The following is a 26,096-nucleotide window of genomic DNA, read 5'->3' as shown; positions in this document are numbered from 1 at the left end:
CCCGGGATCGCCGGGAGGGGGATGGCGGGCGACCCCGGGCCATCGGGGTCCGCCGTGATGAGGATGCTGCTCGTGCGGACCCTGCCGCCCCCTACCCCGTCGTGATCGATGTAGTCAGCCGGCGGACGCTGACGTCTCCTCGGACTCCCCGGCGCTCTCCTCGGCCTCGGTCCGTGCGGCCCTGGTCCGTGCGGGGCCGGTCTCCTCGGACTCCCCGGCGCTCTCCTCGGCCTCGGTCCGTGCGGCCCTGGTCCGTGCGGCGCCGGTCTCCTCGGCCTCGGTCCGGCGGTCGGCCGCCTCGCGCCGGATCAGCAGGATCCAGCCGCCGACGGCCACGCCGATGAACAGCCACCACTGCACGCCGTAGGCCAGGTTGAGCCCGCCCCCCGCGCCCACGTCGGGCGCCGGCACCGGCTCGGGCGCCGGGTCGGAGGCCGGCTGCTGTTCGGTGAGGTCGACGTAGCCGCCCAGCAGGTCGTACGGCAGGAGCTTGCCGATGGAGTCGAGGTTGATCAGCAGCACCTGGCCGGCGGGCAGGCCCTGGCGCTCGCGGATGCCGCTCGACTCCTCGGTCTCGGTCAGCCGTAGCCGTCCGGTGACAGTTACCTGACCTGTGGGGGGCGGTGGCACCTCGGGCGGGCTGTCGGCGGTCGCGCCGGCCTTGACCCAGCCGCGGTTGACGAGCACGGCCCGCCCGTCGGCCAGCACCAGCGGCGTCAGCACGTAGAAGCCGGGCCTGCCCTCCTGGGGCCGGCGGCGTACCAGCAGTCCCCGCGCGGCGTCGTAGCTTCCGGAGGCCGTCACGGACCGGTAGCGGTCGTCCTCCCTGACCGCCGGCCCGGCCAGGCTCTCCACGGGCACCGGGGGAGCGGCCAGGTTGGCGGTGACTCTCTCGCTGTTGGCCGACCTCTCCTCGAACCGCCCGAACTGCCACTGCCCCAGCAGGACGAAGGCGGGGATCACGAGCAGGACCACGACATGCAGCGCGATCCAGCGGGGCGTGAGGAGGAACCGGTACACCCTTCCAGGGTAGGCACCGCACCAGGTGCTCCCTTACGCGGCTCCCGGACCTGCGGTGGTGCCGAGGGCGTGATCAAATCGCAATCTGGTCGAAACCCTTACCAGGAAGCCGTTCATCGCGTACGGTCATGAACCGTGCCGTGAGCCTCCTCCCCGGGCCTCGCGCAGACCCCCGCCGTCGAGAGGCCCTCGAAGAGCTCCATGACCGTGCTTGCCGCGCCCCCCGAGGGGCACGTGTTCGAGCCTCCCCGGCTCGCCGCCCTGGTGCGACACGCCGTGCCGCGGATCGTCGAGAGCATGATCCTGCCGGTCGCGGTCTTCTACGTGGGGCTGCTCGCCGCCGGGCCCGCGGGTGGCGTCGCCGCGGCCGTGGCCTGGGTGTACGGCGGAGCGCTGGTCAGGCTGGTCGCGGGCCGGCGGGTGCCGGGCGGAGTGCTGCTGGCCGCGCTCATGGTGACCGTACGGGCGGTGCTGGCGTTGCTGACGGGCAGCCCGTTGCTGTTCTTCCTGCAGCCGACGCTGGGCGTGTTCTGCGCGAGCGCGGCGTTCCTGGGGACGGCCCGGGTGCGCCGGCCGCTCGCGCGGCGGATGGCGGAAGACCTGGTGCCGCTGCCCGAGGACGTGATGGAACGGCCGGTCATGCGGCGGTTCTTCGCGCGCCAGTCGCTGGTGTGGGGGTGTGCCCAGCTCGGCAACGCCACGCTGAGCCTGTGGCTGCTGCTCAGCCAGCCGATCGAGACGTACCTCGTGGTGCGCACCTCGGCGGTGGCCGTGCTGCTGACGGGGGCGGCGCTGCTCACCCTGGGTGATTTCCGGCGCTGCCTACGCGCTCTTCAGCGCGGCGCCTGAGCCGGGCAGGGCGGTCACCTCGCGGGGTCCGGTGACCTCGTGGCCTTCGGCGCACCGGAAGTGCTGCTCGATGGGCGCGCCGCAGTCGCGGTGGGTGAGCAGCACCGGCGGCCCGTCCTCGTCGGCCAGGTATCTGTCGCCCCAGTGCATGAGTGCGACCAGCAGCGGATAGAGGTCGCGCCCCTTCTCGGTGAGCCGGTACTCGTCACGCTGGCGCTGGCCGGGTTCGCGGTAGGGCTCCTTGCGCAGCAGGCCCTCGTCCAGCAGCCGGGCCAGGCGGGCGCTGAGCACCTGGCGGGGGGCGCCGGTGTTGGCCTGCATGTCGGCGAACCGGCGCACGCCGCTGAACGCCTCGCGCAGCACGAGGAACGTCCACTTCTCCCCGACGACGTTGAGGGTGCGCTCGATCGAGCAGTTGGTGACCCGGAAGGGCACGTTCATGCGCCCCATCATATCTGAGTTCGGTTGACAGACTCAGCTCGGTGAGGGCAGGCTGAGTCCATGCAAGGAACTCAGATCCGGCCGGCCCGGCCCGACGACGACGAGCGCGTCAGAAGCTTCCTGGCCGGACTGTCCCTGCACACCCGGACGCTGCGCTTCTTCACCGGCTTCAGCCGCCCGGCCGCGAGCCTGGTCCGCACGCTCCTCGCCGTGGACGACCGCCGTGACGCCCTCGTCGCCACGCTCGACGGGGAGGTCATCGGCCACGCCATGAGCTATCGTGGCGGCACGGCGGACGTGGAGATCGCCGTGGTGGTGACCGACCGGTGGCAGGGCCACGGGCTCGGACCCCGCCTGGTCGGCGCGCTCCTCCTCCGGGCCGCCGGCCGGGGCGCCACGACGGTCGGCATGGACGTGATGGGCGAGAACCGGCGGGCCCTGCGGATGGTTCGCCGCCTGTGGCCCGACGCCACGATGACGGTCGTCTCCGGGGTGGTCGAGGTGACCGCCGTGATCGACCGGGCGGCGCCATTTGCGGAACAAGGTTCTGCTGCCTCACCATTGACGGTGTGAAGAGTGTCAGGAACGGACGCGACGGGCGAACCCGCATCATCGAGGGTGCCCTGCGCCGATTCAGCCAGGACGGGGTCTCGGCGACCACGCTGAGCGACCTCCGCAAGGAGAGCGGCGTCAGCGTCGGCAGCTTCTACCACCACTTCACCGGCAAGGACCACGTCTTCGGCGTGCTCTACACGGAGATCCTCACGGCCTACCAGGAGGCGTTCCTCGCCGAGCTGGAGAGCCACGAATCGGCCCGTGACGGGATCGAGGCCGTCGTCGCCTTCCACATGCGCTGGGCCGGCGAGCATCCCGAGCGGGCCAGGCTGCTGGTCAGCGAGCGGCCGCCGCGCAAGCACGAGCAGGGCGGCGCCGAGGTGGCCGAGGCCCGCCGCGCGTTCTTCCGCCGCGTGTCCGACTGGTGGCGGCCGCACATGGACGACGGCCTGCTCCGGCAGGTGCACCCGACCATGTGCTACGTCCTGTGGCTCGGACCGGCGCAGGAGATGTGCCGCCTGTGGTTCGCCGGAGCGCACACGCCGACCGACGAGGAGATCAAGGGGCTGGGCGAGGCCGCCTGGCAGAGCCTCCGCCGGCACACCGACTGACGTCCGAGTCTCCTGCCCGGCCGCGGCTAGGCGAGCTGGCGGACGCGGGTGTGCACCCGCCAGCTCGCCTTGTCGAGGGAGATGTCGAGCCGCAGCTCGCCCCGGTGGCGGCGCAGGCCGGGCACGCGGACGCGGTCGTGGACGGCGAAGCGGCCCCGGCGCGTGTAGCCGAAGCCCAGCTCGCCCGGCAGCACGCGCACCTCGTCGTGGTTGCCGCAGCGCGGGCAGGTCCACAGCACGAGATCGAGGCCGCGGTTGTAGGCCGAGCAGGCGCGGAAATACTCGTCGGGGACGAATCGGGACTCACAGGCCAGGCAGGGGATGAGCATGGGGCCGCTCCTCTTCGAACAGGTCCCGACGTCGAAACTGATCCCTCGGACGGGGTCCACCAGAAATACCGCTTACCGGTTGCGAACCGCTTACAGATCGCCGCGTTCCCGGGTAACAGTACGATCACTGTAGGTATTGGATCATGCGCGGGTGTATGCGGTGAAAGGATGGGGTGCGTGGAACGACTGCGCGATCACCTGCACGAAACCGGCTACACGATGGACGGCGTCCGCGACCGGCTGGGCGACGTGGCGGCCTCGGCCCTGGCACGCGAGGAACTGGTCCCGGCCCTGCGTGCCACGGCGGCGGGCGAGCCGCTCGACGCGCTGATCCGGCTGTGGTGGCTGGGCGTGGCCGTTCCGCGGTCGTGGCTGGACCCGGCCGTGCTGGAGTGCGGGCTGGTGACCGTGGCCGGCGAGCAGGTCACCGCCGACGTGCACCTCCAGCCGTGGGAGACCGGGGGCTACGTGGTCTCCGACCGCAAGGTGCGCCCCGGCGACCCCGCGCTGCGCCCCGACCACGTCGTGGGCGCGGGCGGCGCCTCGGCCAACCTGGCCCAGCTCGTCAGCCGCCGCCCGGTGGGACGGGCGCTCGACCTCGGCACCGGCTGCGGCGTGCAGGTGCTCCACCTGGCGGGCCGGGCCGAGGAGATCGTGGCCACGGACCTCAACCCGCGCGCCGTCGAGCTGGCCCGGCTGAGCTGGGAGCTTTCGGGGGTGCGCGGGGTGGAGACCCGGGTGGGCTCGATGTTCGAGCCGGTCCGCGACGAGCTGTTCGACCTCGTCGTCGCCAACCCCCCGTTCGTCATCTCGCCCGCCGGGCACCTGACGTACCGCGAGACGGGCGAGGACGGCGACGCCTTCTGCCGCGACCTCGTCCGGCAGGCGCCCCGCCACCTCACCCCCGGCGGCCAGGCCCATGTGCTGGCCAACTGGCTGCACGTCGAGGGAGAGGACTGGCGCGACCGCGTCGGCGGCTGGCTGGCCGACACCGGCTGCGACGCCTGGGTGGTGGAGCGCGACGTCCAGGACCCCGCCGAGTACGTCGAGCTGTGGCTCAGGGACGCCGCCGAGCAGGGCACCCCCCGCTACGCCGAGCACTACGACCGCTGGCTCGCCTGGTTCGAGCAGCGCAAGGTCGAGGCCGTCGGCTTCGGCTGGATCACCCTGCGCAACTCCGGCGCCCTCGACCCGGTGGTCCGCGTGGAGCGGCTCACCCACCGGGTCACGCTCCCGGTGGGCGACTACGTGGACGACGTGCTCGACTCCATCGCGGCCGCGCACCGCGTCGAGGACCTCACGTCGGCCTGCCTGCGCACGGCCGACGGGCTGCTCGACGAACGCATCGGCCTGCCCGGGGCCGAGGACCCGATGCGGATCGTGCTGCGCCAGACCACCGGCCTGCGCCGCAGCAGGGAGGTCGGCACGGTCGAGGCCGCGCTGGCCGGCGTCTGCGACGGCGAGCTGGCGCTCGGCCCGCTGCTCAACGTGATCGCCGAGCTGGTCGGCAACGGCGACATCCCGCACGCCGACGCGGTCCGCCCCCTCATCGCCGAGGGCTACTTCCACCTCTGACCCCTCCCGCAATCGGCTGTTGATCCGACGGCAAGCCGCCCCGCGGAGACTGGGCACCACGACACGGACCCGGGGGGTTCGAGGCCCGTGTCAGAGTCCGGCCGGCCGTCGACGTGAGGCGGCTAGCCGTCACGTGGAGCAACCGGACAACCGGGCCCCCTGGCGACGCGTGACGGTCACGATGGCCGGCCGGGCTGCACCACCGCCGCAAGGCTCCAGGACCGCAGAGGACAGCCTTGATCAACCACGTGTGGATGACGCCTCTGGACGACGCGCTCTACTCAGGACTCGACGACCTGGGCGGCGTCGAGGAGGACCTTGAGGTCCCCGGCCTCGGGGGCGCCGAGCCGGGAGAAGATGTCGAAGGCCTGGCGTAGGCAGTCGACGCTGCGCGTGGCGCTGCCGAGGCCGTTGAGCGCCTTGCCGAGGACGGTCAGCGACAGCGCCTCGCCGTACGGGTGGCCGATGTTCCGCGACACCAGCAGGGCCTGCTCGGCGTGCCGTACGGCGTCGGCGTAGCGCTCCGCGGCGATGAACGTCTCCGCCAGCCGGGAGCACACCCGCTGCTCCCAGACGCGCTGCTTGCCGGCCCGGAAGAAGGCCAGGCACTCGGCGTGGTGGTGGACGGCCTCGGTGAGCCGGCCCACCCGCGACAGCACGATGCCCAGGTGGTAGCGGGCCCGGGCGGTGCCGGCGCCGCTGCCGAGCTCGGTGAAGATCTCCAGCCCCCGCTCGGCCGCCGCGACCGCCTCCTCGGGCCGGCCGAGGCCGAGGTGGTCACGGGCGGAGTAGCTGAGCACGAGCGCCTCGCCGGCGGGGATGCCCTGGTCGCGATAGTGGCGCATGGCCGCCTCGAACCACGACAGGGCCTCGGTGTGGCGGCGCTGCCTGCCGACGACCACGGCCAGCGCGTTCATCACCTCGCCGGTGACGACCAGCTCGCCGCGGGCCACCGACAGCTCGTGCACGATCCTGAACTGCCTTTCGGCCTCGGTCAGCCGGTTGCCCGCGAACAACACCCGGCCCAGCACGTAGCGGGAGCGCAGCTCGCTGCCGGCGTCGCCGATGCCGCGGGCGGCGGCGAGCACGGCGCGGGTCGCGTGGTCGAACTCGCGGGTATGGGTGCCCGACTCCAGCAGCGGCTCCATGGCCACCAGCAGGTCGGCGGCGGGCAGCAACTGGTCGGCCGTGGGGGAGGCCGCCGCGGCCTGGTTGATCGCGGCGAACAGCGAGTCGCCCTCGGCGATCAGCCACGCGACGGCCTCCTCCGCGCTGCCGAAGCTCCGCCCACTGCCGATCTCCACCAGGTTGTCGGCGATGGAGCTGCCCTCGTAGGCCAGCCGGTGGGCCGACTGCGCGGAGGCGAGGTAGTAGCCGAGCAGCCGCCGCAGCACCGGCGTGCGGGCCTGGGGCTGCTCGGTCTTGTCCATGGTGCGCCGGGCGAACAGCTTGAGCAGGTCGTGGTAGCGGTAGCGGCCCGGCGCCGGCGCCTCCAGCAGGCTGGCGTCCACCAGCGACTCCAGCACGTCCTCGGCCTCGAACGCGTTCATCGCGAGCACGGCCGCCGCGGCGCCGGCCGAGATGTCGGGGCCGTTGGGCAGCGACAGCAGCCGGAACGCCCGCTGCTGGCCGGCATCGAGCTGCCCGTAGCCCAGCGCGAACGTCGCCTCCACCGCGAGGTTGCCGACCCGCAGCTCGTCGAGGCGGCGCTGCTCGTCGGCCAGCCGCGGCACCAGCGACTCGACCGTCCACGACGGCCGGGCGGCCAGCCGGGCGGCCACGATGCGCACGGCCAGCGGCAGGAACCCGCACGCCGCCACCACGTCCATGGCGGCACCGTGCTCGGCGGCGACCCGCTCGGGCCCGGCGACCGCCGCGAACAGCGACAGGGCCTCGTCCGGCTCCATCACGTCGAGGTCGATGAGCCGGGCCGAGGGCAGGTCGGCCAGCTTGACCCGGCTGGTGACGATGGCCGCGCAGCCCGCCGAGCCCGGCAGCAGGTGGCCGACCTGCTGGGCGTCACGGGCGTTGTCCAGCAGCACGAGGATGCGCCGGTCGGCGAGCAGCGACCGGAACAGCGCCGAGCGTTCGGCGAGCCCTTCGGGGACGACGTCGGGCGGGACGCCGAGCGCGCGCAGGAACGCGCGCAGCGCCGACTCGGGCGCGGTCGCCTCGTCGGTGTAGCCGCGCAGGTCGGCGTAGAGCTGCCCGTCGGGGAACAGGTCGTCGGCCGCGTGGGCCACGTGCACGGCCAGCGTGGTCTTGCCCACGCCGCCGATGCCGCAGATGGTGACCACCGGCACCCCCTCGGCCGACGACTGCGCCGACAGCAGGGCGCGCAGCCGTACGGCGATCTCCTTGCGCCCGGTGAAGTCGTTGACCGCGGCGGGGAGCTGCGCCGGGCGGGGCAGCTCGTGGACCGGCTCCTCCACGACCGGCGGCTCCGGTCGCACGGGGCCGGCCGTGGCGGAGCCGGCGGCGACCGGGGCGGCCGCCGCGCGGGCGGGGGAGGGAGCGAGGGCGGGGTCGGCCGCCAGGATGCGCCGGTGCAGCGCCGTCAGCTCGGGACCGGGCTCGACGCCCAGCTCCTCGACCAGCGCCTCGCGGGTCTCGGTGAACACGGCCAGCGCGTCGCCCTGCCGGCCGCATCGGTAGTAGGCGAGCATGAGCTGGGCGCGCAGCCGCTCGCGCAGCGGGTGCTCGGCGGTCAGCGCGATCAGCTCCGACACGACCGCGGCGTGCCCGCCGCGTTCGAGGTCGACGTCCATGAGCGTCTCGATCACGCCGATCCGGCACTCGACGAGCCGGTCGCGCTGGTGTTCGGCGTACGGGCCCACGGTGCCCGTCAGCGGCTCGCCGTCGAACAGGGCGAGCGCGGCCCGCAGCGTGTCGGCGGCTTCGGCGAGGTGACCGGCCCTGCGCGCCGCCTCGGCGTCGTGGACGGCCCGCTCGAAGCGGGTCAGGTCGAGCGCCCCGTCGGTCAGGCGCAGCGCGTAGCCGCGGCCGACGGAGGTGAGGATCTCGGGCCGCGAGCGGGCGCGCCGGTCGGGTTCGAGCACTGTGCGCAGCCGGGAGACGTACGTGCGCAGCGCACCGAGCGCCCTCGGCGGCGCGTCCTCGCCCCACACCGCGTCGATCAGCTCCGTCGGGCTGACCGCCCGGCCCTCCCGCAGCAGCAGCATGCCGAGGATGGAGCGCTGCAACGGCGTGCCCAGATCGAGTTCCTCGCCATCACACCACGCGCGCACGGGACCGAGCACGGCGAAGCGCAACCCGCTTTCGACGCTCTGACCAGCCATGCCGTACGTCTCCAAGGCAATGGAACGATTTGTTACCAAATCATAGAACCTTCCCTGCCGCACACCTAGGCACGGAGCAGGGCGTTAACCGAAGCGTTGATCGGGCGTCAATTCCGCGTTGAGTGTCCCGGCGGATGCTGAGGGCGTCAGCAGGCATGGTCCCAGTCAGCGGGGGCGACCGTGCCCGCCTCACCATAGGGCACCACAAAGACAAAACGGGAGGCCCCGCTCCTTTTCCGGGCGGGGCCTCGACGGATGTTTCTAGGCTGCCTCGACCGCCGCTTCCAGCGGCGCGAGTCTCGGCAACAGCCGTTCGCGGACGGCTGGCCATTCTGAATGCAGAATCGAGTAGAACGCCGTATCTCGGACCGTGTCGTCGGCGCCCCGGCTTTCCGCTCGCCGCACCCCGTCGAAGTGTGCGCCGAGGGCCTCGATGGCGGCCCTGGACCGGACGTTGCGTACGTCTGCCTTGAGCGTGATGCGGTGGACGTTCCACGTGTCGAAGGCGTGCGAGAGCAGCAGGAACTTGCTCTCCCGGTTGACACCCGTGCCCTGGGCGGAAGCGCCCAGCCAGGTGTAACCGATGTCCGCCACGGACGGGATCTCGCCCACCACACCCAGCGAGCCCGGAGGCCACGGCAGGGGCCCCTGCCAGTACTCCAGGTGCATGAGACGGGTGGCACCGACCAGGCGGTCGGTGGCCAGCCACCGGATGGCGAAGGGCAACGTGCGGCCCTCCGCCTGCTCAGCCAGGGCGGCCTCCACATAGGAGACCATCTCGTCCCGACCGTTCGGGACGCGAGTGAAGGCATACGTGGAGCGGTCTTCACTCGCCGCGGCGACGAGGTCGTCGATCGCCGCGTGGCTGAGAGGTTCCAGGCGCACGAGGCGCCCGGACAAGGTGACAAGAGCGGGCATGAGCACATGATGGGGGCTGCCCGCCCCCGCTGTAACCAGGCGGCGACAGAGAACTTTCGCGGCCTGCCACACCACCCGTGTCTGTGCAGGTCAGAGCGGTGATCAGAGGGGTGCCGGCGGTGCGCCGGAGGAAGATTTCGCCTAACCGTGACACACGGTCGGCACGAGCGCCGGCCGGCGTTCACGGGCGGCGCCCGGGCGGACCAGCGACAGCTCCTTCAGCCCCATCGTCAGGTGGTCGAGACCGGCCGAGATCCACGGCAGGTGCAGCGGGTCGGAGCTGTCCAGCGCGGCCTGGCGCTCCTCGGCCGTCTCTCCGTACAGGAGGCTGACGGCGACGCGCACCCGGGCGGCCGACGGGTCGTCGCCGAAGGCGTGGCCCGGCAGCACGCCGATGCCGTGCTCGTCGAGCAGCACGCGGGTGATCTCGGCCGAGCCGCCGAGGCGGAGGTGGCTGAGGTCGGGATAGAGGTAGAAGCCGCCCTGCGGGGCGAGCACGGAGGCGCCGATCTCGGTGAAGGCCGCGTGGGCGGCCCGCGCGACCGCGCCGTGCAGCCGGCGGCTGCGCTCGACCCGCTCGACCAGCTCGGGCGGCTCGGTGAAGGCGTACGCCGCCGCCTCCTGCACCGGCGCGGCGGGCGCCGACCAGATCTCGCTGGCCACCGCGAGGAGCCTGGCACGCAGGTCGTGCGCGCCGTCGGGCAGCCGGGCCACGCCGATCCGCCAGCCGCCCAGCGCGAGGCTCTTGCTGAGCCCGGTGGTGATGACGGTGCGCTCGGGCGCCGGCTCCGCGGGCGAGGTGTACGGCGGAGCGGGGTCGTGCAGCAGGTCGCGGTAGATCTCGTCGGAGATGATGACGAGGTCCAGCTCGCGGGCGACGTCGGCCAGGCGGGCGACGGTGCCGGGCGTGGCCAGCCGGCCGGTGGGGTTGTCGGGCATGGTGACGACCACGGAGTTGACGGTCCGGCCCTGGGCGCGGGCGTGCAGCACGGCCGAGACCAGCCGGTCGGGGTCGGGCGCCCCGCCTTCGCCGGCCGGCGGGGGCACCAGGATGGGGCGGGAGCCCACCAGGCCGGCCTGGGCCGCGTAACTGACCCAGCTCGGCGCGGTCAGCACCACGTCGCCGCCGAGGGCGAGCAGCAGGCCGTACAGGAGCGACTTGCTGCCTGGGCCGCTGACGACCTGGTCGGGGTCGGTGGGCAGGCCACGCCGGGTCCAGTAGCCCGCCGCCGCGTCGCGCAGCGCGGAGGCTCCGGCGACCGGCCCGTAGCCGTTGTTCCCGGCCGCGGCGACCAGCCTGTCGCGCAACGCCGGGTGGACGGGCAGACCGGCTTCGCCGAAGGCCAGGTGCAGCACCCGCGCCCCGGCGCGTCGTCTTCGCTCGATGTCCTCGTTCGCCGCCAGCGTGGCGGACAGCGTCACCGTCATGTTTGTCACGTTCCCAGCGTGGTTGGATGAAGGCATCAGTACAAGCGAGGCTTTTTGTGGGTAGGCGTAAGGAAGTCCGATGCTCGATCTGCGGCGTCTGGTGTTGATCTGCGAGTTCGCCCGGCGCGGCAGCATCGCCGCGACCGCCGAGTCGCTCGGCTACAGCCCCTCCGCGGTCTCCCAGCAGCTCGCCGCGCTCGAACGCGAGGCCGGCACGGCCCTCATCGACCGGACCGCGCGCAGCGCCGAGCTGACCGACGCGGGCCGCCGCCTGGTCCTGCACGCCGAACGCATCCTTTCCCTCGTCGAGGAGGCCGAGTCGGACCTCTCGGCGCACCGGGGCACGCCTGCCGGACGGGTCGTCGTCACCGCCTTCCCCACAGCGGCCGTCGCATTCGCGCCGGCGCTCGCCCGGTCGCTGCGCCGCCACACCGAGCTCACGCTCCGCCTGCGGCAGAGCCGGTCGGGGCGGGGGATGCGGGAGGTGCAGTCGGGCGAGGTGGACATCGCGCTCGTGGACGACTGGTACGGCCGCGCCCGCGACAGCGAGAGCCTGCGGGTCTTCCCCCTGCTGCACGATCCGCTCGTGCTGGTGGTGCCGCGCAGGCACCGGCTGGCCGATCCGGGCGTGCCGTTCGAGCTGGCCGAGCTGCGCGAGGAGCCGTGGATGGCCACGCCCGACGGCGAGCCGTCGCGGCTGGCGGTGGACCGGCTGCTGGCGGACGTGGGCGGCACCAAGCCGCAGCCGTGGGAGTTCGAGGGGCTGGGCACGATCCTGTCGCTGGTGGCCAAGGGGCTCGGCATCGCCGCCGTGCCGGCGCTGGCGCTCGCGGCGGGGGTGCGCGGGGTCGCGGTGCGGCAGTTCCCGGGCAACCCGGTGGGGCGCGACGTGCACGCCGTCGCGCGGGGCTCCAGCGTGCACCGCCCCTCGGTGTCGGTCACGCTGCGCGCCATCCACGTGGCCGCCCGCTACATCGCCGCCGACCTGGAGCCGCTCCGGCTCGCCGACCGCCGGCCGGGCTCCGCGGCGGACGAACGGGTTCCGGTTCCGGGTCCGGAACGGCCCGCGGACCGATAGCGTCTGGGGCCATGGCGCCGACGTACGACATCGAGCACCTCCTGCTCGCGCAGCCCAGCACCCGCACCGTGGCGGGCGTCGACGAGGTGGGCCGGGGCGCCTGGGCCGGTCCGGTGACCGTCTGCGCGGTCGTCACCGACCTGTCCGAGCCGCCCGCCGGGCTGACCGACTCCAAGCAGCTCACGCCCGCCAGACGCGAGACCGTGGCCGCCGAGCTGCTGTCGTGGGCCGCCGGCATCGGCTTCGGCGAGGCCACCCACACCGAGATCGACACCGTGGGCATGACCGAGGCGCTGCGCCGCGCCGCCCGCCGGGCGCTGGAGGCCCTGCCGGTCAGGCCCGACGCGGTGATCCTCGACGGCTCCCACGACTACATCGGCGCCCCGTGGCCGGTGCGCCTGGAGGTCAGGGGCGATGCCGCCAGCATCTCGGTGGCGGCGGCCTCGGTGCTGGCCAAGGTGCGGCGCGACGCCCAGATGGCGGCGCTCGGCTGCGCGGAGTACGGCTTCGCCGACAACGCCGGCTATCCGTCGCCGGCGCACCAGGAGGCGTTGGCCCGGCTCGGGCCGACCGAGCACCACCGGCTGTCGTGGTCCTACCTCGACGACCTGCCGCGCTGGCGGCACCTCAGGCGGCACCGCGATCCGGCGGTGAGCGAGGGGCAGGTCAGCCTGTTCGGATAGCCGCGCCTCGATCCCGTGTCGCCGTCGCGGGCGGCCACGTCGGGCCCGCCGGACCCACGAGGCCCTGTTGCACCGGGCGCTACCTGGATCGTCGGCTGCTCCGCGCCGGTCGACGATCCGCAGTCGGTGTGGTGATGGTGACGGGAATCCCCGAGGGGGCCTGGGCGCCCGTGATACGTCCGAGTTCGGCCTCGCCCGAACGGACCTGGCTGGTCTGCGGGACGATGCCGGCGTGGGCCATCAGGCGGGTCATGTCACGACGCTGGTTGGGCAGGACGAGGGTGACGACGCTACCGGACTCACCGGCGCGGGCGGTGCGGCCGCCACGGTGCAGGTAGTCCTTGTGGTCGCTCGGCGGGTCGACGTTGACGACGAGGTCGAGGTTGTCGACATGGATGCCGCGGGCCGCCACGTTGGTCGCCACCAGCACCGTGACGTGCCCGGTCTTGAACTGGGCGAGGGTGCGGGTGCGCTGGGGCTGGGACTTGCCCCCGTGCAGCGCGGCGGCGCGCACGCCGCTGTTCAGCAGCTTCTCGGTGAGCCGATCCACGGCGTGCTTGGTGTCCAGGAACATGATCACCCGGCCGTCGCGAGCGGCGATCTCCACCGTGGTGGCCTGCTTGTCGGCACCTTGGACGTACAGCACGTGGTGCTCCATCGTGGTGACCGCGCCCGCCGAGGGGTCGACGGAATGGACCACCGGGTCGGTCAGGTAGCGGCGGACCAGCAGGTCGACGTTGCGGTCCAGAGTGGCGGAGAACAGCATCCGCTGCCCTTCGGGGCGCACCTGGTCGAGCAGATGGGTGATCTGGGGCATGAAGCCCATGTCGGCCATCTGGTCGGCCTCGTCCAGCACGGTGATGCCGACCCGGTCCAGGCGGCAGTCGCCGCGCTCGATGAGATCCCTGAGCCGTCCCGGGGTCGCGACGACGACCTCGGCGCCACCGCGCAGCGCATTGGCCTGCCGGCCGATCGACATACCGCCGACGACGGTGGCCAGCCGCAGCCTCAGCGACCGGGCGTACGGGGTGAGCGCGTCGGTGACCTGCTGGGCCAGTTCGCGGGTGGGAACGAGGATCAGGGCCAGCGGTTGCCGTGATTCGGCACGCTGTCCGGAGACGCGGACGAGCAGGGCCAGGCCGAAGGCGAGTGTCTTGCCCGACCCGGTGCGCCCCCGCCCCAGGACATCCCGGCCGGCCAGGGAGTTGGGCAGCGTGGCCGCCTGGATCGGGAACGGTTCCTTCATACCCTGGCTGGTGAGCGTCTTCATCAGCGCGGGCGGCATGTTCAGTTCGGCGAATGTCGCGGCTGCGGGCAGGGCCGGAGTGACGGTGGCCGGCAGTGCGAACTCCCCCTGCGGCGCGGCGGGACGCCGCCCGTGACGACCGGAACGGTTGGGGGCGCCCGAACGGCCCGGAGCCGACGAGCCGAATCGGTCACCCCTCCCGGGGTTCGTGGAGCCGCCCGTGCGGGTGGGGGAGTAGCGGTCGTGCGTGCGAGTTGCCTGGTTCATGCAGAACCTTCCTCGATACGGCACGTGGCAAGTGATTCTCGGGTGCGATGAAGGGCACCAGGAACAGCGAGCACGAACCGAAGAAAAGACGAGCCGCGCCGGCGGCAGAACAGCCTGGCCTCGGTCGTCGAAATGGTCGGCGTCAGCCGCGGACAAGCGGCTGCCATGCCGGTGAGATGGCTGCGGCGGACTCCGTGTCCGAACCGGCGCCATCGGATACCGCGCAAGCAACGCGCTGGGGCCCACACCCTACGGCGCGGGCCCCAGTCGCGTGGTGCCTCGGTGTCAGGCGGAAACGATGTTCTCGGCCTGCGGGCCCTTCTGGCCCTGGGTGACGTCGAAGGCGACCTTCTGGCCCTCGTGCAGCTCGCGGTAGCCGCCCTGGGAGACGATGTTGGAGTAGTGGGCGAAGACGTCGGCGCCGCCGCCGTCCTGCTCGATGAAGCCGAAGCCCTTTTCCGCGTTGAACCACTTCACGGTGCCGGAAGCCATGTTGATCTCCTTTTGATAGGTGCAGAGCCGAAATCCGCATCGGACGGATTTCGCGTCGCCGCGATAGGCCCACACCCGGAGGAAACCGGAAAACAAAAATGCACCTGAGGCTACGTACCGTCAGGTGCACACAAGTTCTTATGGGTACCACAACTGCAACTGGACCCAACGTAGCACACGTTCAGTCGTGCTGCGCGTGCCCAGTCGTGCTGCGCGTGCCGCGCCGTCCCCGCGCCGTCGTCGCGGTCGGCGGCCACGGGCCGGCGCCGCACGGCCGCCCGACGTCCTGATCGCGGGGCCAGGCCGTCTTCAGGGTCCGGCCGGGCGGGCGCGTGCCTCGTTGATGCGCAGCGCCTCGGCGAGTTGGTCCTCCAGGACAATGATCCGGCAGGCGGCCTCGACGGGTGTGCCCTGGTCGACGAGTTCACGGGCTCGGGCGGCAAGGCGTAGCTGGTAGCGGGAGTAACGGCGGTGGCCGCCGCTGGAGCGTCGCGGTTCGATCAGCTTGGCGGCGCCCAGGGCGCGCAGGAACGTCGGGGTGACCCCGAGCATCTCCGCGGCCGCGCCCATGCTGTAGGCGGGGTAGTCCTCATCGTCGATCCGCTCTTCGGCGCCGCCCGTGGATCCGGCGGAAGCGCGGTGGTCGTCGCCGACTGGGGAGGGTTGATCCATAGATGCCTTTCATCACGCGAACAGGGGGCCCCGACGCCTGCTGCGCCGGGGCCCCGAAGAGGTTCAACACCATCTACCGGCCATCCGGCCGGCTTACCCTTTTCCGCACCCGCCGTACTGTGCGGCGGTGATGCGTGGATCGCGGATGCGTGACCGTAGACCACCTTCCTATCTGTGGAACTGCGGTACCCGAGCGGCGAGACTCAGCCGGCGCCGGGCGATCCTGATGGCGTTCAACGCTCCCTTCATCTCCGTCCGGACCGACCGTCCGGCTCCATCTTCAGCAGCGCGTCCACGATCAGGACCCCTACCTACTGCGCTGGCCCATCACGTCCGACCTTCTGCCCTCAACCTTGACTTCGTCCTGTCCCGGGCAGTTCGTCGTGGTGCCAGTGTTGTTCGCTGCCCGGGAGATCTGTTCTTTGCGCTGAGAGAAACAGTAGACCCATCAGCTCCAGATGTCTACTACGGCCACTACAGATTTTCTGGCGCGCGGAGTGAACGTCGACGCGACGGGTCAGGCCTCTTCAGGGCAGACGAGCCGGAGCTTGGGGAAGTAGGTGCGAAAGCGCCGGGCGTCGCGGGTCAGCAGGCGGTAGGACCGGATGGCCGCGTGCGCGCCGATGTAGAAGTCGGGCAACGGCGCCCGCTTCTGACCGCCCCGTCTCTTGTACGCGTTGAACGCCTGTCCGGCCAGAAAGGCCGCCTCGTAGGGAAGATCCTCGCGGCCGAACTCCTCATGGGGCAGTGTGTCCTCGAGTTCTTCGATGCTGGGGAAACGGGGAGTGACCTCGGCGTAGATGATCGGATTGATGACGACGCGACCCGTGTCGCTGGCTCGTTCGAGTTCTTTCCCGGACCACTTGGCCCAGTGGGGGTCCTCGGTGAAGATGTCGAGCAGCACGCATGAGTCGACCAGGGTGATCTCACTCGGAGAGTGGACGGCTCGAAGCATGGGTCAGGCCTCGCCCCAGTCGTCGCCGCGCATCATTTTCATGATCTCAGCGGTTGTCATCGTGCCCTTTCCGCGTCCACGCATGCGCTGGACGAGTCGCTCGCCGCGGGTCTCGCTGCCTTCGCTGCGCACGATCCGCAGGGTGTTGGCGACCTCGATGACCTCGACCTCGTCGCCCTCATGGAGGTTGTGCTTGGCGCGGAGCCGCGCGGGGATGGTCACCTGGCCCTTGCTGTTGATCTTCATGTGATCACCGGTTCGGGTTGTCATGTGTCACTTCTACAAGCCGATACTAAGCACTGTCCTGACTTCGGAGAATCGGTCATTATCGGTGGGGTGCGAATCGGGATCTTTCTGGTCGCGGCCCAGTTTCCGGCTCGGGAATCGGGGCGGGTGCTGGCCGACGCGGTGGAACTCGTCGTGGCGGCCGAGGAGGCGGGGTTCGACGACGCCTGGATCGCCGAGCACCACTTCATGTCCTACGGCGTGTGCCCGTCGGCGACCACGTTCGCGGCGGTGGCGGCCGGGCGGACGACGCGGATCGGGCTCGGGACGGCGGTCAGCGTGCTGTCCACCCGGCACCCGGTCGCCCTGGCCGAGCAGGCGGCGATGCTGCACCACCTGTCGGGCGGGCGGTTCACGCTGGGCGTCGGGCGAGGCGGGCCGTGGGTGGACCTGGAGGTGTTCGGCACCGGGCTGGAGCGGTTCGAGCGGGGGTTCGAGGAGTCGCTGGACGTGCTGGTGCGGGCCCTGTCGGGGGCGCGGGTGTCGGCCGGCGGGGAGTTCTTCAGGTTCCGGGAGGTGCCGATCGTGCCCGCGGCGACCATGCGGCCGGTCGTGGCGTGCACCTCGGAGGCGACGCTGACGCTGGCGGCGCGGCGCGGGCTGCCGATGCTGCTCGGCATGCACGTGGACGACCGGGAGAAGGCCGCGGCCGTGGCGGCGTACGAGCGGGTGCGGGAGGAGCGCGGGACGGCCGGACGGGCGGGCGGGCAAGCTGACCCGGCGCACGGCGGCGCGCCCGGCGGGGCCGTGGAGCACGTGGAGCACGTGGAGCACGTGGCGGCGGCGGTCGGGTTCGTGGCTGATTCGACGCGGCAGGCGGTCGCGGAGCTGACGGAGGCGATGCCGCGCTGGCTGGAGCCGGGCCTGGCCGGCTACCTGCCGGTGGACGGCCGGCCCCGCCCGGCGCGGGACGTCGGCGCGTACGTGGACTTCCTGACCCGCGTCCACCCGGTCGGGTCGGCCGCCCGCTGCGTGGAGACGATCCTCGCCACGGCCGAGGCGACCGGCCTGCGGCACCTGATCCTCATGGTCGAGGGCGGCGGCGACCACCGGCGCACCCTGGAGAACATCCGCCGCCTCGGCGCCGAGGTGCTGCCCGCGGTTCGCGGGCGGCGGTGAACCGGAGCCCCGGCGCACCGCCGCTCGCGGCCGGTCAGCAGTCGACCAGCTCGGGCTTCTGGTTGAGTATCTGCGCCCGCGGGGTCACGAAGTCGCGCAACGCCTCGGTGGCCGCCGGGTCGAAGACGGCGACCCGGTGGCAGTTCTGGAAGGCGAGCCGGACACCGAAGTGCCGCTCCAGCGCGCCGCGCATCGCGTCGCTGGCGAGACAGCGCAGGAGCTGGCCGCGCGCCTCCTCCGACGGCGGCGGCACGTGGTTGTCGGCGAACTCGGCTCCACTCGAGTCACGCTGCTGGACCAGCTCGCTGATCACCGACCACGCGTACGGCAGGGAGTCGCGGACGCAGGCGACGAACGCCGCGTCGTCGATCTCGCCTGCCCTGGCCTGGTCGAGAAGATCGTTCGGAACGGTCAGCGACATGCTGTCTCCTCTCGGAAGGGATCTCACCGACGCTATGCGGCGACGGCGTGGCGCTCCAGATGTCTGGAGGGGGACACTCGTGTGATCAGGGGCCGTAGACGAACTCGGGGTCGATCTGGTCGGCCAGGTCGAGCCCGGTGCGCTCGTTGCCCCAGGCGCGGGCGTTGCGCAGGTGGAACTCCGCGGCCTGGCGGCCGAAGCGCGCCCAGTCCTTGTCCTGGGCGTCCACCTCCTTGAGCAGCACGGCCAGGGCGTCGGAGTTGGCCGGCTCCAGGTCGTCGAGGGCGAACGGGCGGCCCTGCTCCATGGCGCGGACGGCGGCGGAGTGCTCCATCCAGGTGAGCAGGTCGTCGCCCGCGTGGGAGCGGAGGAAACCGACGTCGGCGTCGTCGTGCACCTTGTTGCCGACCACCGCGATCCGCACGCCGAACTCGGCGGCGTAGTCGAGATACTGCCGGTAGACGCCGATGCCCTGCCGGGTGGGCTCGGCCACGAGGAAGGTCATGTCGAAGCGGGTGAACAGGCCGGAGGCGAAGGAGTCGGCCCCGGCGGTCATGTCGACCACGACGTATTCGGACGGCCCGTCGACGAGGTGGTTGAGCAGCAGCTCCACCGCGCCGACCTTGGAGTGGTAGCAGGCCACGCCCAGGTCGTCCGCGCTGAACGGGCCGGTCGCCATGAGCCGGACGCCCTCCGGGGTGGTGACCGCGAACTCGCGTGCGCCGATGCGGGCGGCGGCGAGGTCGTCGAAGCTCAGCAGTCGCGAGCCGCGGCCCGGCGGGGTGGTCTTGACCATGGCCTCGGCCGAGGGGATGCGGGGGTTGTCGCCCCGCAGGTGGTCTTTGATCGAGGTGAGATGGGAGCCGAGCGGCTCCGGCGGCTCCCCGACGCCGAGCACCAGGGCCAGGTGCTGGTTGATGTCGGCGTCCACGGCGACCACCCGGCCGCCCTGGCTCGCCACGTGTCTCGCGAACAGGGCCGACATCGTGGTCTTGCCGCTGCCGCCCTTGCCGACGAACGCCACCCTCACACGCGCTCCCGATGATTATGAAAACCGTTGTCGAATGGATCGCTGGCAATCATGCCACACTCGGTCCGTGCGCGATGACGAATTGACGGAGGCCGTGCGCCTGCGTGCGGCGGGGAGCCTCGATGAGGCTCGCGAGCTGCTGCTGGGTCTGGCCGCCCGGCATCCCGCCGACGCGGAGATCGCCTACCAGACCGGATGGGTGCACGACGCGCTCGGCCTGGAGGCCGAGGCCGTCCCCTTCTACGAACGGGCCCTGGACGGCGCGGACCTCGCAAGCGCGGACCGGCTGGGCGCCTTCACGAAGCTCGGCAGCACGCTGCGGGTGCTCGGACGCCACGACGAGGCGCTGGAGGTCTTCCGGCGCGGGCTCGCGGAGTTCCCCGGCGACCAGGGGCTGCGCACGTTCATGGCGATGGCCCTCTACAACGCCGGGCAGTCCCGTGAGGCGGTCGGCACGCTGCTCAAGGTCCTCGCCGAGACCGACGCGGCGGGCGGCTACCGCCGGGCGATCGCGTACTACGCCGACCACCTCGACGAGATCGTCTGACCCCGGGCCCGCCGCCGGGCTACCCGCAGGCGGCGTCGAGGGCGACGGCCCGGTCCGGGCTCTGCGGCGGCGACGCCGGGGCGGTGGGCGCTCCCGTGCCGGGCGCGGCGCCGCGCGGCGTGCGGTGCGCCGGGCGGTCCGCCAGGGCCTCGGCCACCTTGTCCCTGATCAGGTCCCAGTCGGGGTAGGCGGTGTTGACCAGTGGCGGCACGAAGTTCAGGCTCCTGATCCTGGCGTCCTTGACCTTGTGGGCCAGGTCCACCAGCGGCGGGAGGAGGTCCTGCGGGATGTCGGTGGAGATGGCCCGCTTCGTGGCCGTGGCGAGCTGCTCGAAGCTGTTGATCACGGTGATCGGGTCGGCCTGCTTGGCGACGGCGTTGAGCAGGCACTTCTGCCGGCCCATGCGGACGTAGTCGTCGCTGTCGGTGCGCGAGCGGCCGTACCAGAGCGCCTCGGAGCCGCTCAGCCGCCGCGTGCCCGGCGCCAGCAGGCCCTCACGGTACCTGCCGTAGACGATCGGCTCCTTGATGGTGACCTTCACGCCGCCCATCGCGTCGATGATCTGCGCGAACCCCCGCATGTCCACCAGGGCGTAGTAGCTCACCGGGAGCCCCAGGATGTCGCCGATCGTCTGCTTCAGCAGGGCCGGGCCGCGCTCGCCGCGCCGCACGCCCGGCACCACCTCGGGATGGTCCTCGGCGTACTGGAAGACCTCGTTGAGCAGCCCGGGGGTTTCCGGTCCCGCGCCGGCGAAGCCGCTCGGGAAGCGGTCCCTGGCCGGACCGCTGGGCAGCGGCACCCGCTGCAGGTTGCGGGGCAGCCCGAACAGGACCGCGGCGCCCGTCGCGGTGTCCACGCTGGCCACCGTCATGCTGTCGGTGCGCACCCCCGGCCGGCTGGGCGCCGAATCGCCGCCCAGCAGCAGGAAGTTGATCCGGCCGGCACCGTTCCACGGGTCCTGGGCCACGACCGGCGAGGTGCTGGTGAACAGCGTCTGCACCACGTCCCGCGACAGGTACGCCATCCGGGCCGCGTACGCGGTGGGCGCGAGGACGAGCGCGCACAGCCCGGCCGCCACGATCGCGGTCAGGGCGCGGCCCACGGTGTCGGACGGCGCCGGCCGGACCAGGACGAACGAGCGGACGATCACCAGAGACCAGGCGAGCGCGATCAGGCCGAGCGCCGCCGAGAGCGTGGTCAGCCAGGCCGGCTGCACGGCCAGCGCCAGCAACTGCGGGCCGAACCCGGTGACGGCCGTGATGACCACCGCCAGCATGAGCACGTAGGCGGCCATGAGGGCGAGGCCGGTCCGGCGGCGCTCGGTGGCGAGATGGGCCACGCCCCACAGCAGGGCGGAGCCCAGGGTCAAGGCGATGCTCGAGACGGGGTTGAAACCACGTTCCGTGCCTGTCATCCCTGGTCAACCCCCTGCTTTCGAGCACGACCACTTCAGGTTAGTAACGGTTTGTGGTCGATTGGGATTGGGACAGGGAAGTGTCGCCCCAATTCCCGGGCAAGTCATGGTGGTGAGTGTGCGACGCGGAAACTACGGGTACGACGCGCCCTGGGCCCTGGCGGGCCTCGTCTTCGGCGGCCTGGCGCTGCTGGGGCTGGCCGCGGTCTCCTTCACCTTCGACGTGCCGGCTCCCGGCGCGGTCTTCCTGCTGGGCGGCCTCTACACGCTGGCCAGCGCGGGCAGCCACCTGTACACGACCCGCCGCGGCAAGTTCGCCGTCTGGGCGGGCGAGCTCCACCGGCTCAAGGGTGACGAGCGGGTGCTCGACCTCGGCTGCGGCCGGGGCGCGGTGCTGCTGCTCGCCGCCGGACGGCTGCCCGAGGGGCGGGCCGTCGGCATCGACGTGTGGCGCTCGCGGGACCAGTCGGGCAACGCCGGGCAGGTCACCCGGGCCAACGCCGCCGCCGAGGACGTCACCGCCGATCTGGTGACCGGCGACATGCGCGACCTGCCGTTCGGCGACGGGACGTTCGACGTGGTCGTCTCCAGCCTGGCGCTGCACCACGTGCACCGGGCCGAGGAACGCGCGCGGGCCGTGCGCGAGGCGTACCGGGTGCTGCGCCCCGGCGGGCTGATCCTGCTCGCCGACCTGCGGCACACGGCCGCCTACGAGGACGTCCTGCGCGACCTCGGCATGACGGAGGTGCGCAGGCGCGACCTCGGCTGGCGCTACTGGTACGGCGGACCGTGGGCGGACATGTGGATGCTGGAGGGGAGGAAGCCGGTGCTCACAGCAGCCTCGGCAGACAGGGTCGCATGACACGCAGCACCTGGGTGCTGTCGGACAGGTAGAGGTGGGGCACGTCCACGAAGACCCGCATCGGCCCGGTCTGCACACCGAGCCGGTGCGCCATCCCCGCCTGGACGTCGGCCAGCGGCACGTAGTTCAGGTAACTGGTGAACGCGTTCTGCGAGCGGAACACCGCCGTCATGACCAGCGAGTCGTCGCGCAGCCGGAACGCCAGCCCGCTCAGGCAGGGCACGGCGTCGTACGGCTCGCCCGGCGTGGTCAGCGAGATCCACGCGCTCTTGCTGTACGGCTTGGCCCGGAGCAGGTCGGCCGCCCACCGTAACTGCCCCTTGATTCGGGCCCCGTAGCTGTACTTGAACGGCGGCACCACCGTGTCCTGGGTGAACTTGCGGCAGTAGAGGGCCAGCCGGTCGGCGTCGCCGTACCTGCCGATGATGGGGTCGTCCCGGCGGACCTCGGCCATCTCGAACAGCACGGGCGGCCCTTCCATGACCGGGCCGCGGTCGTCGTCGCCGAGCGCGCCGGTCGTCCACACATGGCGCATCAGCCACAGCCACGCCTCCCCACAGGACGCCCACGCCTCCGGGTCGGTCATCAGGTCTCCACGTTCGGGAACTGGTAGGGGTTGTGCGGCAGCCGGCGGCGCCTGGTCACGTTGCAGCGCACGTAGTAGACGGAGTAGTGCACGAGCGCGACCAGCAGGACACCGGTCAGCAGCAGCGGCGCGTTGGGCTGCTGCCCGCTCAGCCCCGTGACGCCGACGGTCAGGTAGGCCGAGTTGACGACCGCCAGGACCATGACGTTGATCCCCGGCCAGGAGAGTGGCGCGTACGTCTCGGGGAAGCGCGGATCGACCGGCAGGTTGGGCGACCAGGCCAGCTCGTCCTTGAGCTGGGTGGCGTACAGCAGCCGGAAGTTGTTGATCGCGCGGGCGGTCCTGGCGCAGGCGTTGACCGCCTCGATCAGCCGTAGGAACGGCAACACGCTGAGCAGCCCGAACGCCGCCACCAGCGCGAAGAGATACCACGGCACGGTGTGCCAGGCGGCCAGGTCCTCCGGGTTCACCACCTTGGCGCTGGTGAGCGCGATGGTGGCCAGGAACGGTCCGGCGAGCAGGCTCATCGCGAGCCTCGTCATCTTCAGGCGCTCGTCCTTGGCTGCGAGGTGGACGGCGTAGATGCCGGTGAAGTCGACTGCTGCGAGTTGCAGGAACTGGCTCGACGGCAGCCCTTCCTCCGGCGTCATGCGTGGGGGTGTCTTCCGCATGAGGCGCTCCTGTAGGGCCAGCTGACTCCAGTATGAGCACACTTCGGGGACCGTGTCGGGCATTTCTGCCATTCATTCCAACAAATCCCGACTGCGTGCCGTCAACGACCGTGTACGGGCCATCACCGCCAGGCGGCGACCAGGTCCTCCGGCCCCCAGCGCATGTCCAGCGGCAGATCGGTGGCGTAGCCGGCGCGGGAGACGGCGATCTTGGGGATGTCCGGCCCGGCCCCTGGGACGGCGCCGGCGTCGCGCACCAACTCGTCGTAGTCGTGCCGGTCGAACGGGCGGTTGTCGAGCCACTTGATGGACCCGACGAAGTGGATGCGCCCGGCGACCGGTCCCCGGTCGGCGCCCACAAGGTCGATCTCCGGGTTGTTCTGCCGGTTCCACCAGCCGCCGATCTCCTCGGTGTCAGGCCAGGCGTCGTCGGGCAGCGCCCTCGACAGCGACTCGCGGACGACAGGCTCCACGGCGCGTCCCCGCCAGGCTGTCCAGGATCGTTCGATGCGGCGCAGCGCCACATCCGGGCGCCCGCGTTCGCTGTCGGCCACCGCACGCCGTAGGAAGCCCAGCCAGAAGCGCAGGTAGTGGTCGGCTATCCAGTACCGCTTGTTCTTCGTGTCGGCTCTGGTGGACAGGGGCACCTCGGCGGCGATCACCCGCTTGGCGGTGAGGTTGGCCAGGAGCGGCGCGAGTGTCCCCGCAGCCAGCGGGACGTTGCCGCCGGCCCTGGCCGCGATGTTGCCGAAGGTCCGCTCGCCTGCGCCTACGGCTTCCAGCACCGTACGGGCATGCGTTCCGGCGGGGAACTCGCCCATCAGCGACAGTTGCCCGGCGGCCAGAAGAGGCGACAGCGGCGAGTCGAGGCTGTCGCGCAGGAACTCCAGACGGGACCGGCCGGGCTCCCATGACTGGACGATCTCCGGGAAGCCGCCGGTGATCAGGAGCGCGTCGACGGCCGCCTCGGCGGGCAGCCGGGTCAGGGCGGCGACGTCCGCCAGGTGCAGAGGCTGGACCGTCATGCTCGCCGCCCGTCCGAAGAACGGCCGCCCGTACTCCTGCAGGGCCTCCATCATGGTCAGATCGCTCCCCACCAGGATGAGGAGGATCGGCTTGGCGGAGAGGAACCTGTCCCAGACGGTCTGGAGGGCGCCTTCGAACTCGCCGTCCTGCTCGACCAACCACGGCACCTCGTCAAGGACGACGATGCAGGGTGAATCGCCTACGGCTGTGGCGAGCGTACGTAGGGCGTGATGCCAGTCAGTGGGCCGCGTTCCCTGCACCAGGTCGGTGGCGGGCAGGCCGGCGCATACGGTCGCCTCGACGAAGTCGAGTCGCTCTGCGGTCGGAGCGCGTCCGCGTGAGGCCTGGAAGACGACGTACGGGATGTCGGCACGGTCGCAGAACTCCTGCACGAGACGTGACTTGCCGACCCGGCGCCGGCCCGTCACGATCAGCGCCCGGCCTCTTGTCGCGAAGTCCCCGGCCAGCATGCGCCGTAGCTGAGTGTCGAGCGTTCGGAGATCACGAGCCCGCCCGGAGAACGACATCGAACGCTCCTGAGTAAGACATGGCCTTAGTTAGATGTGATCTGACTTTACAGCAATGGGTTGGCCCGCACGCCGTGACAAGTGCTAGTTCTACGGAGGTTGCCGACTGTAGGAGGGATCATGGGGATCGCCGCGCGGATCGACGGGCTGCTCAGCGACGGAGAGGCGCCCGGCCTGCACGGGCTCGTCGTCCTGCGGAGCGGGCGGGTCGTGCTGGAGCGGTACGGCGCGGGGGAGGACTTCCGGCTCGACCAGTCCCTCGGGCACGTCGTCTTCGACGCGGGCACGCCGCATGACGTCCGGTCGGTGACCAAGAGCGTCGTGGCCCTGCTGTACGGCATCGCGCTGGCCGAGGGGGCCGTGCCGGAGCCGGGGGAGAAGCTGCTGGCGCGGTTCCCGGAGTATCCGGACCTGGTGGCCGACCCGGCACGGGCGGGGATCACGGTCGAGCACGTGCTGACCATGACGCTCGGGCTCGAATGGGACGAGACGGCCCCGTACACCAGCACCGCGAACAGCGAGATCGCCATGGAGGTGGCGCCCGACCGGCACCGCTACGTGCTGGAACGGCCGGTCGTGGCGGAGCCGGGACGGCAGTGGGTCTACTGCGGGGGCGCGTCGGCGCTGCTCGGCAGGCTGATCGCGAAGGGCACGGGCCGGCCGCTGGCCGAGTACGCCGGGGAGCGGCTGTTCGGGCCGGCCGGGATCTCCGCGTTCGAGTGGATGACGGGTGCCGACGGGGTCGAGATGGCCGCGGCGGGGCTGCGCCTGACGCCGCGCGACCTGGCCGCCCTGGGCGCCCTGGTGCTCGACGGCGGGCGCGGGATCGTGCCGGGTGAGTGGATCGCGGAGATGACGCGGCCCCGGGTCCGGCTCGGTGACGACACCTCGTACGGCTACCAGTGGTACGTGGGCGGCGGGCCGCGCCGGTGGATCGCGGCGCATGGGAACGGCGGGCAGCGGATCTACCTGCAGCCGGAGCGCGAGCTGGTGGTGGCGGTGACCGCCGGGGAGTACAACGCCGAGCAGCGCAGCACGGCCGCAGTGCTGCGGGCCGTGACCGAGGACGTCACGACCGGCTGAGCGGCGGCCCCGGGCCGGCGGGGGCGGCCGGGCCCGCGGGAGGGGGGGGCGGGGGCGCGGGGGCCGGGCGGGGGGGGGGGGCGCAGCGCCCCCACCAACCCCGGTGG

The 26,096-nt window shown here is 71.9% G+C and carries 27 protein-coding genes; 10 read left to right on the top strand and 17 right to left on the bottom strand.

What is annotated here, in order from left to right:
- Positions 1-114 precede the first annotated feature (114 nt).
- Positions 115-1,020 (bottom strand): SURF1 family protein, encoded by a 906-nt coding sequence (locus tag ACGF0J_RS30895; protein WP_393151425.1) that lies wholly within the window; start codon positions 1,018-1,020, stop codon positions 115-117.
- A 201-nt stretch (positions 1,021-1,221) separates the two neighbouring features.
- Between ACGF0J_RS30895 and ACGF0J_RS30890 the strand changes: the two genes are divergently transcribed.
- Positions 1,222-1,869, top strand: a complete 648-nt coding sequence (locus ACGF0J_RS30890; protein WP_393151422.1) for a VC0807 family protein — start codon at positions 1,222-1,224, stop codon at positions 1,867-1,869.
- Here the strand turns inward: ACGF0J_RS30890 and ACGF0J_RS30885 are convergent.
- Positions 1,843-2,310: a winged helix-turn-helix transcriptional regulator gene (locus ACGF0J_RS30885; RefSeq protein ID WP_393151420.1), complete on the bottom strand. Its 468-nt coding sequence runs from the start codon at positions 2,308-2,310 to the stop codon at positions 1,843-1,845. The two genes, ACGF0J_RS30890 and ACGF0J_RS30885, sit on opposite strands and share 27 nt — an antisense overlap.
- A gap of 60 nt (positions 2,311-2,370) precedes the next feature.
- Here ACGF0J_RS30885 and ACGF0J_RS30880 point away from each other — a divergent pair, with 60 nt between their 5' ends.
- Together ACGF0J_RS30880 and ACGF0J_RS30875 are read left to right on the top strand one after the other, a co-directional pair.
- Positions 2,371-2,883, top strand: a complete 513-nt coding sequence (locus tag ACGF0J_RS30880) for a GNAT family N-acetyltransferase (RefSeq protein ID WP_393151418.1) — start codon at positions 2,371-2,373, stop codon at positions 2,881-2,883.
- Positions 2,880-3,476: a TetR/AcrR family transcriptional regulator gene (locus tag ACGF0J_RS30875; protein WP_393151416.1), complete on the top strand. Its 597-nt coding sequence runs from the start codon at positions 2,880-2,882 to the stop codon at positions 3,474-3,476. The genes ACGF0J_RS30880 and ACGF0J_RS30875 overlap by 4 nt, the downstream gene beginning before the upstream one ends.
- Before the next feature lie 26 nt (positions 3,477-3,502).
- Here the strand turns inward: ACGF0J_RS30875 and ACGF0J_RS30870 are convergent, their stop codons facing one another.
- A complete protein-coding gene (locus ACGF0J_RS30870) occupies positions 3,503-3,805 on the bottom strand; it encodes a hypothetical protein (RefSeq protein ID WP_393151414.1) in 303 nt (100 codons plus the stop codon).
- A gap of 168 nt (positions 3,806-3,973) precedes the next feature.
- Here ACGF0J_RS30870 and ACGF0J_RS30865 point away from each other — a divergent pair, with 168 nt between their 5' ends.
- Positions 3,974-5,380, top strand: coding sequence for a methyltransferase (locus ACGF0J_RS30865; protein WP_393151412.1), 1,407 nt, complete (start codon positions 3,974-3,976; stop codon positions 5,378-5,380).
- A 281-nt stretch (positions 5,381-5,661) separates the two neighbouring features.
- Here the strand turns inward: ACGF0J_RS30865 and ACGF0J_RS30860 are convergent, their stop codons facing one another.
- The 3 genes from ACGF0J_RS30860 to ACGF0J_RS30850 all read right to left on the bottom strand — a co-directional run bounded on the left by ACGF0J_RS30860 (position 5,662) and on the right by ACGF0J_RS30850 (position 11,025).
- On the bottom strand, positions 5,662-8,679 hold the full coding sequence (locus tag ACGF0J_RS30860; RefSeq protein WP_393151410.1) for a BTAD domain-containing putative transcriptional regulator: 3,018 nt from the start codon (positions 8,677-8,679) through the stop codon (positions 5,662-5,664).
- Positions 8,680-8,940: 261 nt separating this feature from the next.
- Complete coding sequence (locus ACGF0J_RS30855; RefSeq protein ID WP_393151408.1) at positions 8,941-9,597, bottom strand: GNAT family N-acetyltransferase; 657 nt, start codon at positions 9,595-9,597, stop codon at positions 8,941-8,943.
- A 141-nt stretch (positions 9,598-9,738) separates the two neighbouring features.
- Positions 9,739-11,025: a pyridoxal phosphate-dependent aminotransferase gene (locus tag ACGF0J_RS30850; RefSeq protein WP_393151473.1), complete on the bottom strand. Its 1,287-nt coding sequence runs from the start codon at positions 11,023-11,025 to the stop codon at positions 9,739-9,741.
- A 79-nt stretch (positions 11,026-11,104) separates the two neighbouring features.
- Between ACGF0J_RS30850 and ACGF0J_RS30845 the strand changes: the two genes are divergently transcribed.
- Entirely contained in the window at positions 11,105-12,103 is a 999-nt protein-coding gene (locus ACGF0J_RS30845; protein WP_393151406.1) for a LysR family transcriptional regulator, read from the top strand.
- A gap of 11 nt (positions 12,104-12,114) precedes the next feature.
- Positions 12,115-12,786, top strand: coding sequence for a ribonuclease HII (locus tag ACGF0J_RS30840; protein WP_393151404.1), 672 nt, complete (start codon positions 12,115-12,117; stop codon positions 12,784-12,786).
- Between the two features lie 79 nt (positions 12,787-12,865).
- On the opposite strand, the gene ACGF0J_RS30835 is transcribed toward ACGF0J_RS30840, so the two are convergent.
- From ACGF0J_RS30835 to ACGF0J_RS30815, 5 genes are all read right to left on the bottom strand, one after another.
- Positions 12,866-14,299 (bottom strand): DEAD/DEAH box helicase, encoded by a 1,434-nt coding sequence (locus tag ACGF0J_RS30835; RefSeq protein WP_393151402.1) that lies wholly within the window; start codon positions 14,297-14,299, stop codon positions 12,866-12,868.
- Between the two features lie 285 nt (positions 14,300-14,584).
- Positions 14,585-14,791 (bottom strand): cold-shock protein, encoded by a 207-nt coding sequence (locus tag ACGF0J_RS30830; protein WP_101787240.1) that lies wholly within the window; start codon positions 14,789-14,791, stop codon positions 14,585-14,587.
- Positions 14,792-15,100: 309 nt separating this feature from the next.
- Positions 15,101-15,361 carry a MerR family transcriptional regulator gene (locus ACGF0J_RS30825; RefSeq protein ID WP_393151471.1) on the bottom strand — a complete coding sequence of 87 codons (261 nt, stop codon included), beginning with the start codon at positions 15,359-15,361 and terminating at the stop codon, positions 15,101-15,103.
- Between the two features lie 619 nt (positions 15,362-15,980).
- Positions 15,981-16,418 carry a type II toxin-antitoxin system VapC family toxin gene (locus ACGF0J_RS30820; protein WP_393151400.1) on the bottom strand — a complete coding sequence of 146 codons (438 nt, stop codon included), beginning with the start codon at positions 16,416-16,418 and terminating at the stop codon, positions 15,981-15,983.
- A gap of 3 nt (positions 16,419-16,421) precedes the next feature.
- Entirely contained in the window at positions 16,422-16,664 is a 243-nt protein-coding gene (locus ACGF0J_RS30815) for an AbrB/MazE/SpoVT family DNA-binding domain-containing protein (RefSeq protein ID WP_393151398.1), read from the bottom strand.
- A 90-nt stretch (positions 16,665-16,754) separates the two neighbouring features.
- Between ACGF0J_RS30815 and ACGF0J_RS30810 the strand changes: the two genes are divergently transcribed.
- The gene (locus tag ACGF0J_RS30810; protein ID WP_393151396.1) at positions 16,755-17,822 is read left to right on the top strand and encodes an LLM class flavin-dependent oxidoreductase; all 1,068 of its coding nucleotides are present in this window, start codon (positions 16,755-16,757) and stop codon (positions 17,820-17,822) included.
- A 34-nt stretch (positions 17,823-17,856) separates the two neighbouring features.
- Here the strand turns inward: ACGF0J_RS30810 and ACGF0J_RS30805 are convergent, their stop codons facing one another.
- Both ACGF0J_RS30805 and ACGF0J_RS30800 read right to left on the bottom strand, forming a co-directional pair.
- A complete protein-coding gene (locus tag ACGF0J_RS30805; RefSeq protein WP_393151394.1) occupies positions 17,857-18,243 on the bottom strand; it encodes an SCO5389 family protein in 387 nt (128 codons plus the stop codon).
- 85 nt (positions 18,244-18,328) lie between these two features.
- Complete coding sequence (locus ACGF0J_RS30800) at positions 18,329-19,273, bottom strand: ATP-binding protein (RefSeq protein WP_393151392.1); 945 nt, start codon at positions 19,271-19,273, stop codon at positions 18,329-18,331.
- A 67-nt stretch (positions 19,274-19,340) separates the two neighbouring features.
- Between ACGF0J_RS30800 and ACGF0J_RS30795 the strand changes: the two genes are divergently transcribed.
- The gene (locus tag ACGF0J_RS30795; protein WP_393151390.1) at positions 19,341-19,820 is read left to right on the top strand and encodes a tetratricopeptide repeat protein; all 480 of its coding nucleotides are present in this window, start codon (positions 19,341-19,343) and stop codon (positions 19,818-19,820) included.
- Positions 19,821-19,839: 19 nt separating this feature from the next.
- Here ACGF0J_RS30795 and ACGF0J_RS30790 read toward each other — a convergent pair whose 3' ends face one another.
- Complete coding sequence (locus ACGF0J_RS30790) at positions 19,840-21,234, bottom strand: LCP family protein (protein ID WP_393151388.1); 1,395 nt, start codon at positions 21,232-21,234, stop codon at positions 19,840-19,842.
- A gap of 118 nt (positions 21,235-21,352) precedes the next feature.
- Between ACGF0J_RS30790 and ACGF0J_RS30785 the strand changes: the two genes are divergently transcribed.
- A complete protein-coding gene (locus tag ACGF0J_RS30785) occupies positions 21,353-22,096 on the top strand; it encodes a class I SAM-dependent methyltransferase (RefSeq protein ID WP_393151386.1) in 744 nt (247 codons plus the stop codon).
- Here ACGF0J_RS30785 and ACGF0J_RS30780 read toward each other — a convergent pair.
- The 3 genes from ACGF0J_RS30780 to ACGF0J_RS30770 all read right to left on the bottom strand — a co-directional run bounded on the left by ACGF0J_RS30780 (position 22,065) and on the right by ACGF0J_RS30770 (position 24,906).
- Positions 22,065-22,682, bottom strand: coding sequence for a hypothetical protein (locus ACGF0J_RS30780; protein WP_393151384.1), 618 nt, complete (start codon positions 22,680-22,682; stop codon positions 22,065-22,067). The two genes, ACGF0J_RS30785 and ACGF0J_RS30780, sit on opposite strands and share 32 nt — an antisense overlap.
- Positions 22,682-23,353: a hypothetical protein gene (locus ACGF0J_RS30775; protein ID WP_393151382.1), complete on the bottom strand. Its 672-nt coding sequence runs from the start codon at positions 23,351-23,353 to the stop codon at positions 22,682-22,684. The genes ACGF0J_RS30780 and ACGF0J_RS30775 overlap by 1 nt, the downstream gene beginning before the upstream one ends.
- 122 nt (positions 23,354-23,475) lie before the next feature.
- On the bottom strand, positions 23,476-24,906 hold the full coding sequence (locus tag ACGF0J_RS30770) for an ATP-binding protein (RefSeq protein WP_393151380.1): 1,431 nt from the start codon (positions 24,904-24,906) through the stop codon (positions 23,476-23,478).
- Between the two features lie 120 nt (positions 24,907-25,026).
- Between ACGF0J_RS30770 and ACGF0J_RS30765 the strand changes: the two genes are divergently transcribed.
- Positions 25,027-25,989, top strand: coding sequence for a serine hydrolase domain-containing protein (locus ACGF0J_RS30765; RefSeq protein ID WP_393151378.1), 963 nt, complete (start codon positions 25,027-25,029; stop codon positions 25,987-25,989).
- Positions 25,990-26,096 lie beyond the last annotated feature (107 nt).

The organism is Nonomuraea sp. NPDC047897, assembly GCF_043204415.1.
Taxonomy (GTDB): Bacteria; Actinomycetota; Actinomycetes; order Streptosporangiales; family Streptosporangiaceae; genus Nonomuraea.
The sequence above is the reverse complement of the archived record's forward strand: the minus strand, read 5'-3'. Positions and strand labels throughout refer to the sequence as shown.

Coding starts and splice junctions, on each gene's coding strand:
- ACGF0J_RS30890 (WP_393151422.1), top strand. CDS start 1,222: ATGACCGTGCTTGCCGCGCCCCCCGAGGGGCACGTGTTCGAGCCTCCC.
- ACGF0J_RS30885 (WP_393151420.1), bottom strand. CDS start 2,310: ATGAACGTGCCCTTCCGGGTCACCAACTGCTCGATCGAGCGCACCCTC.
- ACGF0J_RS30880 (WP_393151418.1), top strand. CDS start 2,371: ATGCAAGGAACTCAGATCCGGCCGGCCCGGCCCGACGACGACGAGCGC.
- ACGF0J_RS30870 (WP_393151414.1), bottom strand. CDS start 3,805: ATGCTCATCCCCTGCCTGGCCTGTGAGTCCCGATTCGTCCCCGACGAG.
- ACGF0J_RS30865 (WP_393151412.1), top strand. CDS start 3,974: ATGGGGTGCGTGGAACGACTGCGCGATCACCTGCACGAAACCGGCTAC.
- ACGF0J_RS30860 (WP_393151410.1), bottom strand. CDS start 8,679: ATGGCTGGTCAGAGCGTCGAAAGCGGGTTGCGCTTCGCCGTGCTCGGT.
- ACGF0J_RS30855 (WP_393151408.1), bottom strand. CDS start 9,597: ATGCCCGCTCTTGTCACCTTGTCCGGGCGCCTCGTGCGCCTGGAACCT.
- ACGF0J_RS30850 (WP_393151473.1), bottom strand. CDS start 11,025: ATGACGGTGACGCTGTCCGCCACGCTGGCGGCGAACGAGGACATCGAG.
- ACGF0J_RS30845 (WP_393151406.1), top strand. CDS start 11,105: ATGCTCGATCTGCGGCGTCTGGTGTTGATCTGCGAGTTCGCCCGGCGC.
- ACGF0J_RS30840 (WP_393151404.1), top strand. CDS start 12,115: ATGGCGCCGACGTACGACATCGAGCACCTCCTGCTCGCGCAGCCCAGC.
- ACGF0J_RS30835 (WP_393151402.1), bottom strand. CDS start 14,299: ATGAACCAGGCAACTCGCACGCACGACCGCTACTCCCCCACCCGCACG.
- ACGF0J_RS30830 (WP_101787240.1), bottom strand. CDS start 14,791: ATGGCTTCCGGCACCGTGAAGTGGTTCAACGCGGAAAAGGGCTTCGGC.
- ACGF0J_RS30825 (WP_393151471.1), bottom strand. CDS start 15,361: ATGGGCGCGGCCGCGGAGATGCTCGGGGTCACCCCGACGTTCCTGCGC.
- ACGF0J_RS30820 (WP_393151400.1), bottom strand. CDS start 16,418: ATGCTTCGAGCCGTCCACTCTCCGAGTGAGATCACCCTGGTCGACTCA.
- ACGF0J_RS30815 (WP_393151398.1), bottom strand. CDS start 16,664: ATGAAGATCAACAGCAAGGGCCAGGTGACCATCCCCGCGCGGCTCCGC.
- ACGF0J_RS30805 (WP_393151394.1), bottom strand. CDS start 18,243: ATGTCGCTGACCGTTCCGAACGATCTTCTCGACCAGGCCAGGGCAGGC.
- ACGF0J_RS30790 (WP_393151388.1), bottom strand. CDS start 21,234: ATGACAGGCACGGAACGTGGTTTCAACCCCGTCTCGAGCATCGCCTTG.
- ACGF0J_RS30780 (WP_393151384.1), bottom strand. CDS start 22,682: ATGACCGACCCGGAGGCGTGGGCGTCCTGTGGGGAGGCGTGGCTGTGG.
- ACGF0J_RS30775 (WP_393151382.1), bottom strand. CDS start 23,353: ATGCGGAAGACACCCCCACGCATGACGCCGGAGGAAGGGCTGCCGTCG.
- ACGF0J_RS30770 (WP_393151380.1), bottom strand. CDS start 24,906: ATGTCGTTCTCCGGGCGGGCTCGTGATCTCCGAACGCTCGACACTCAG.
- ACGF0J_RS30765 (WP_393151378.1), top strand. CDS start 25,027: ATGGGGATCGCCGCGCGGATCGACGGGCTGCTCAGCGACGGAGAGGCG.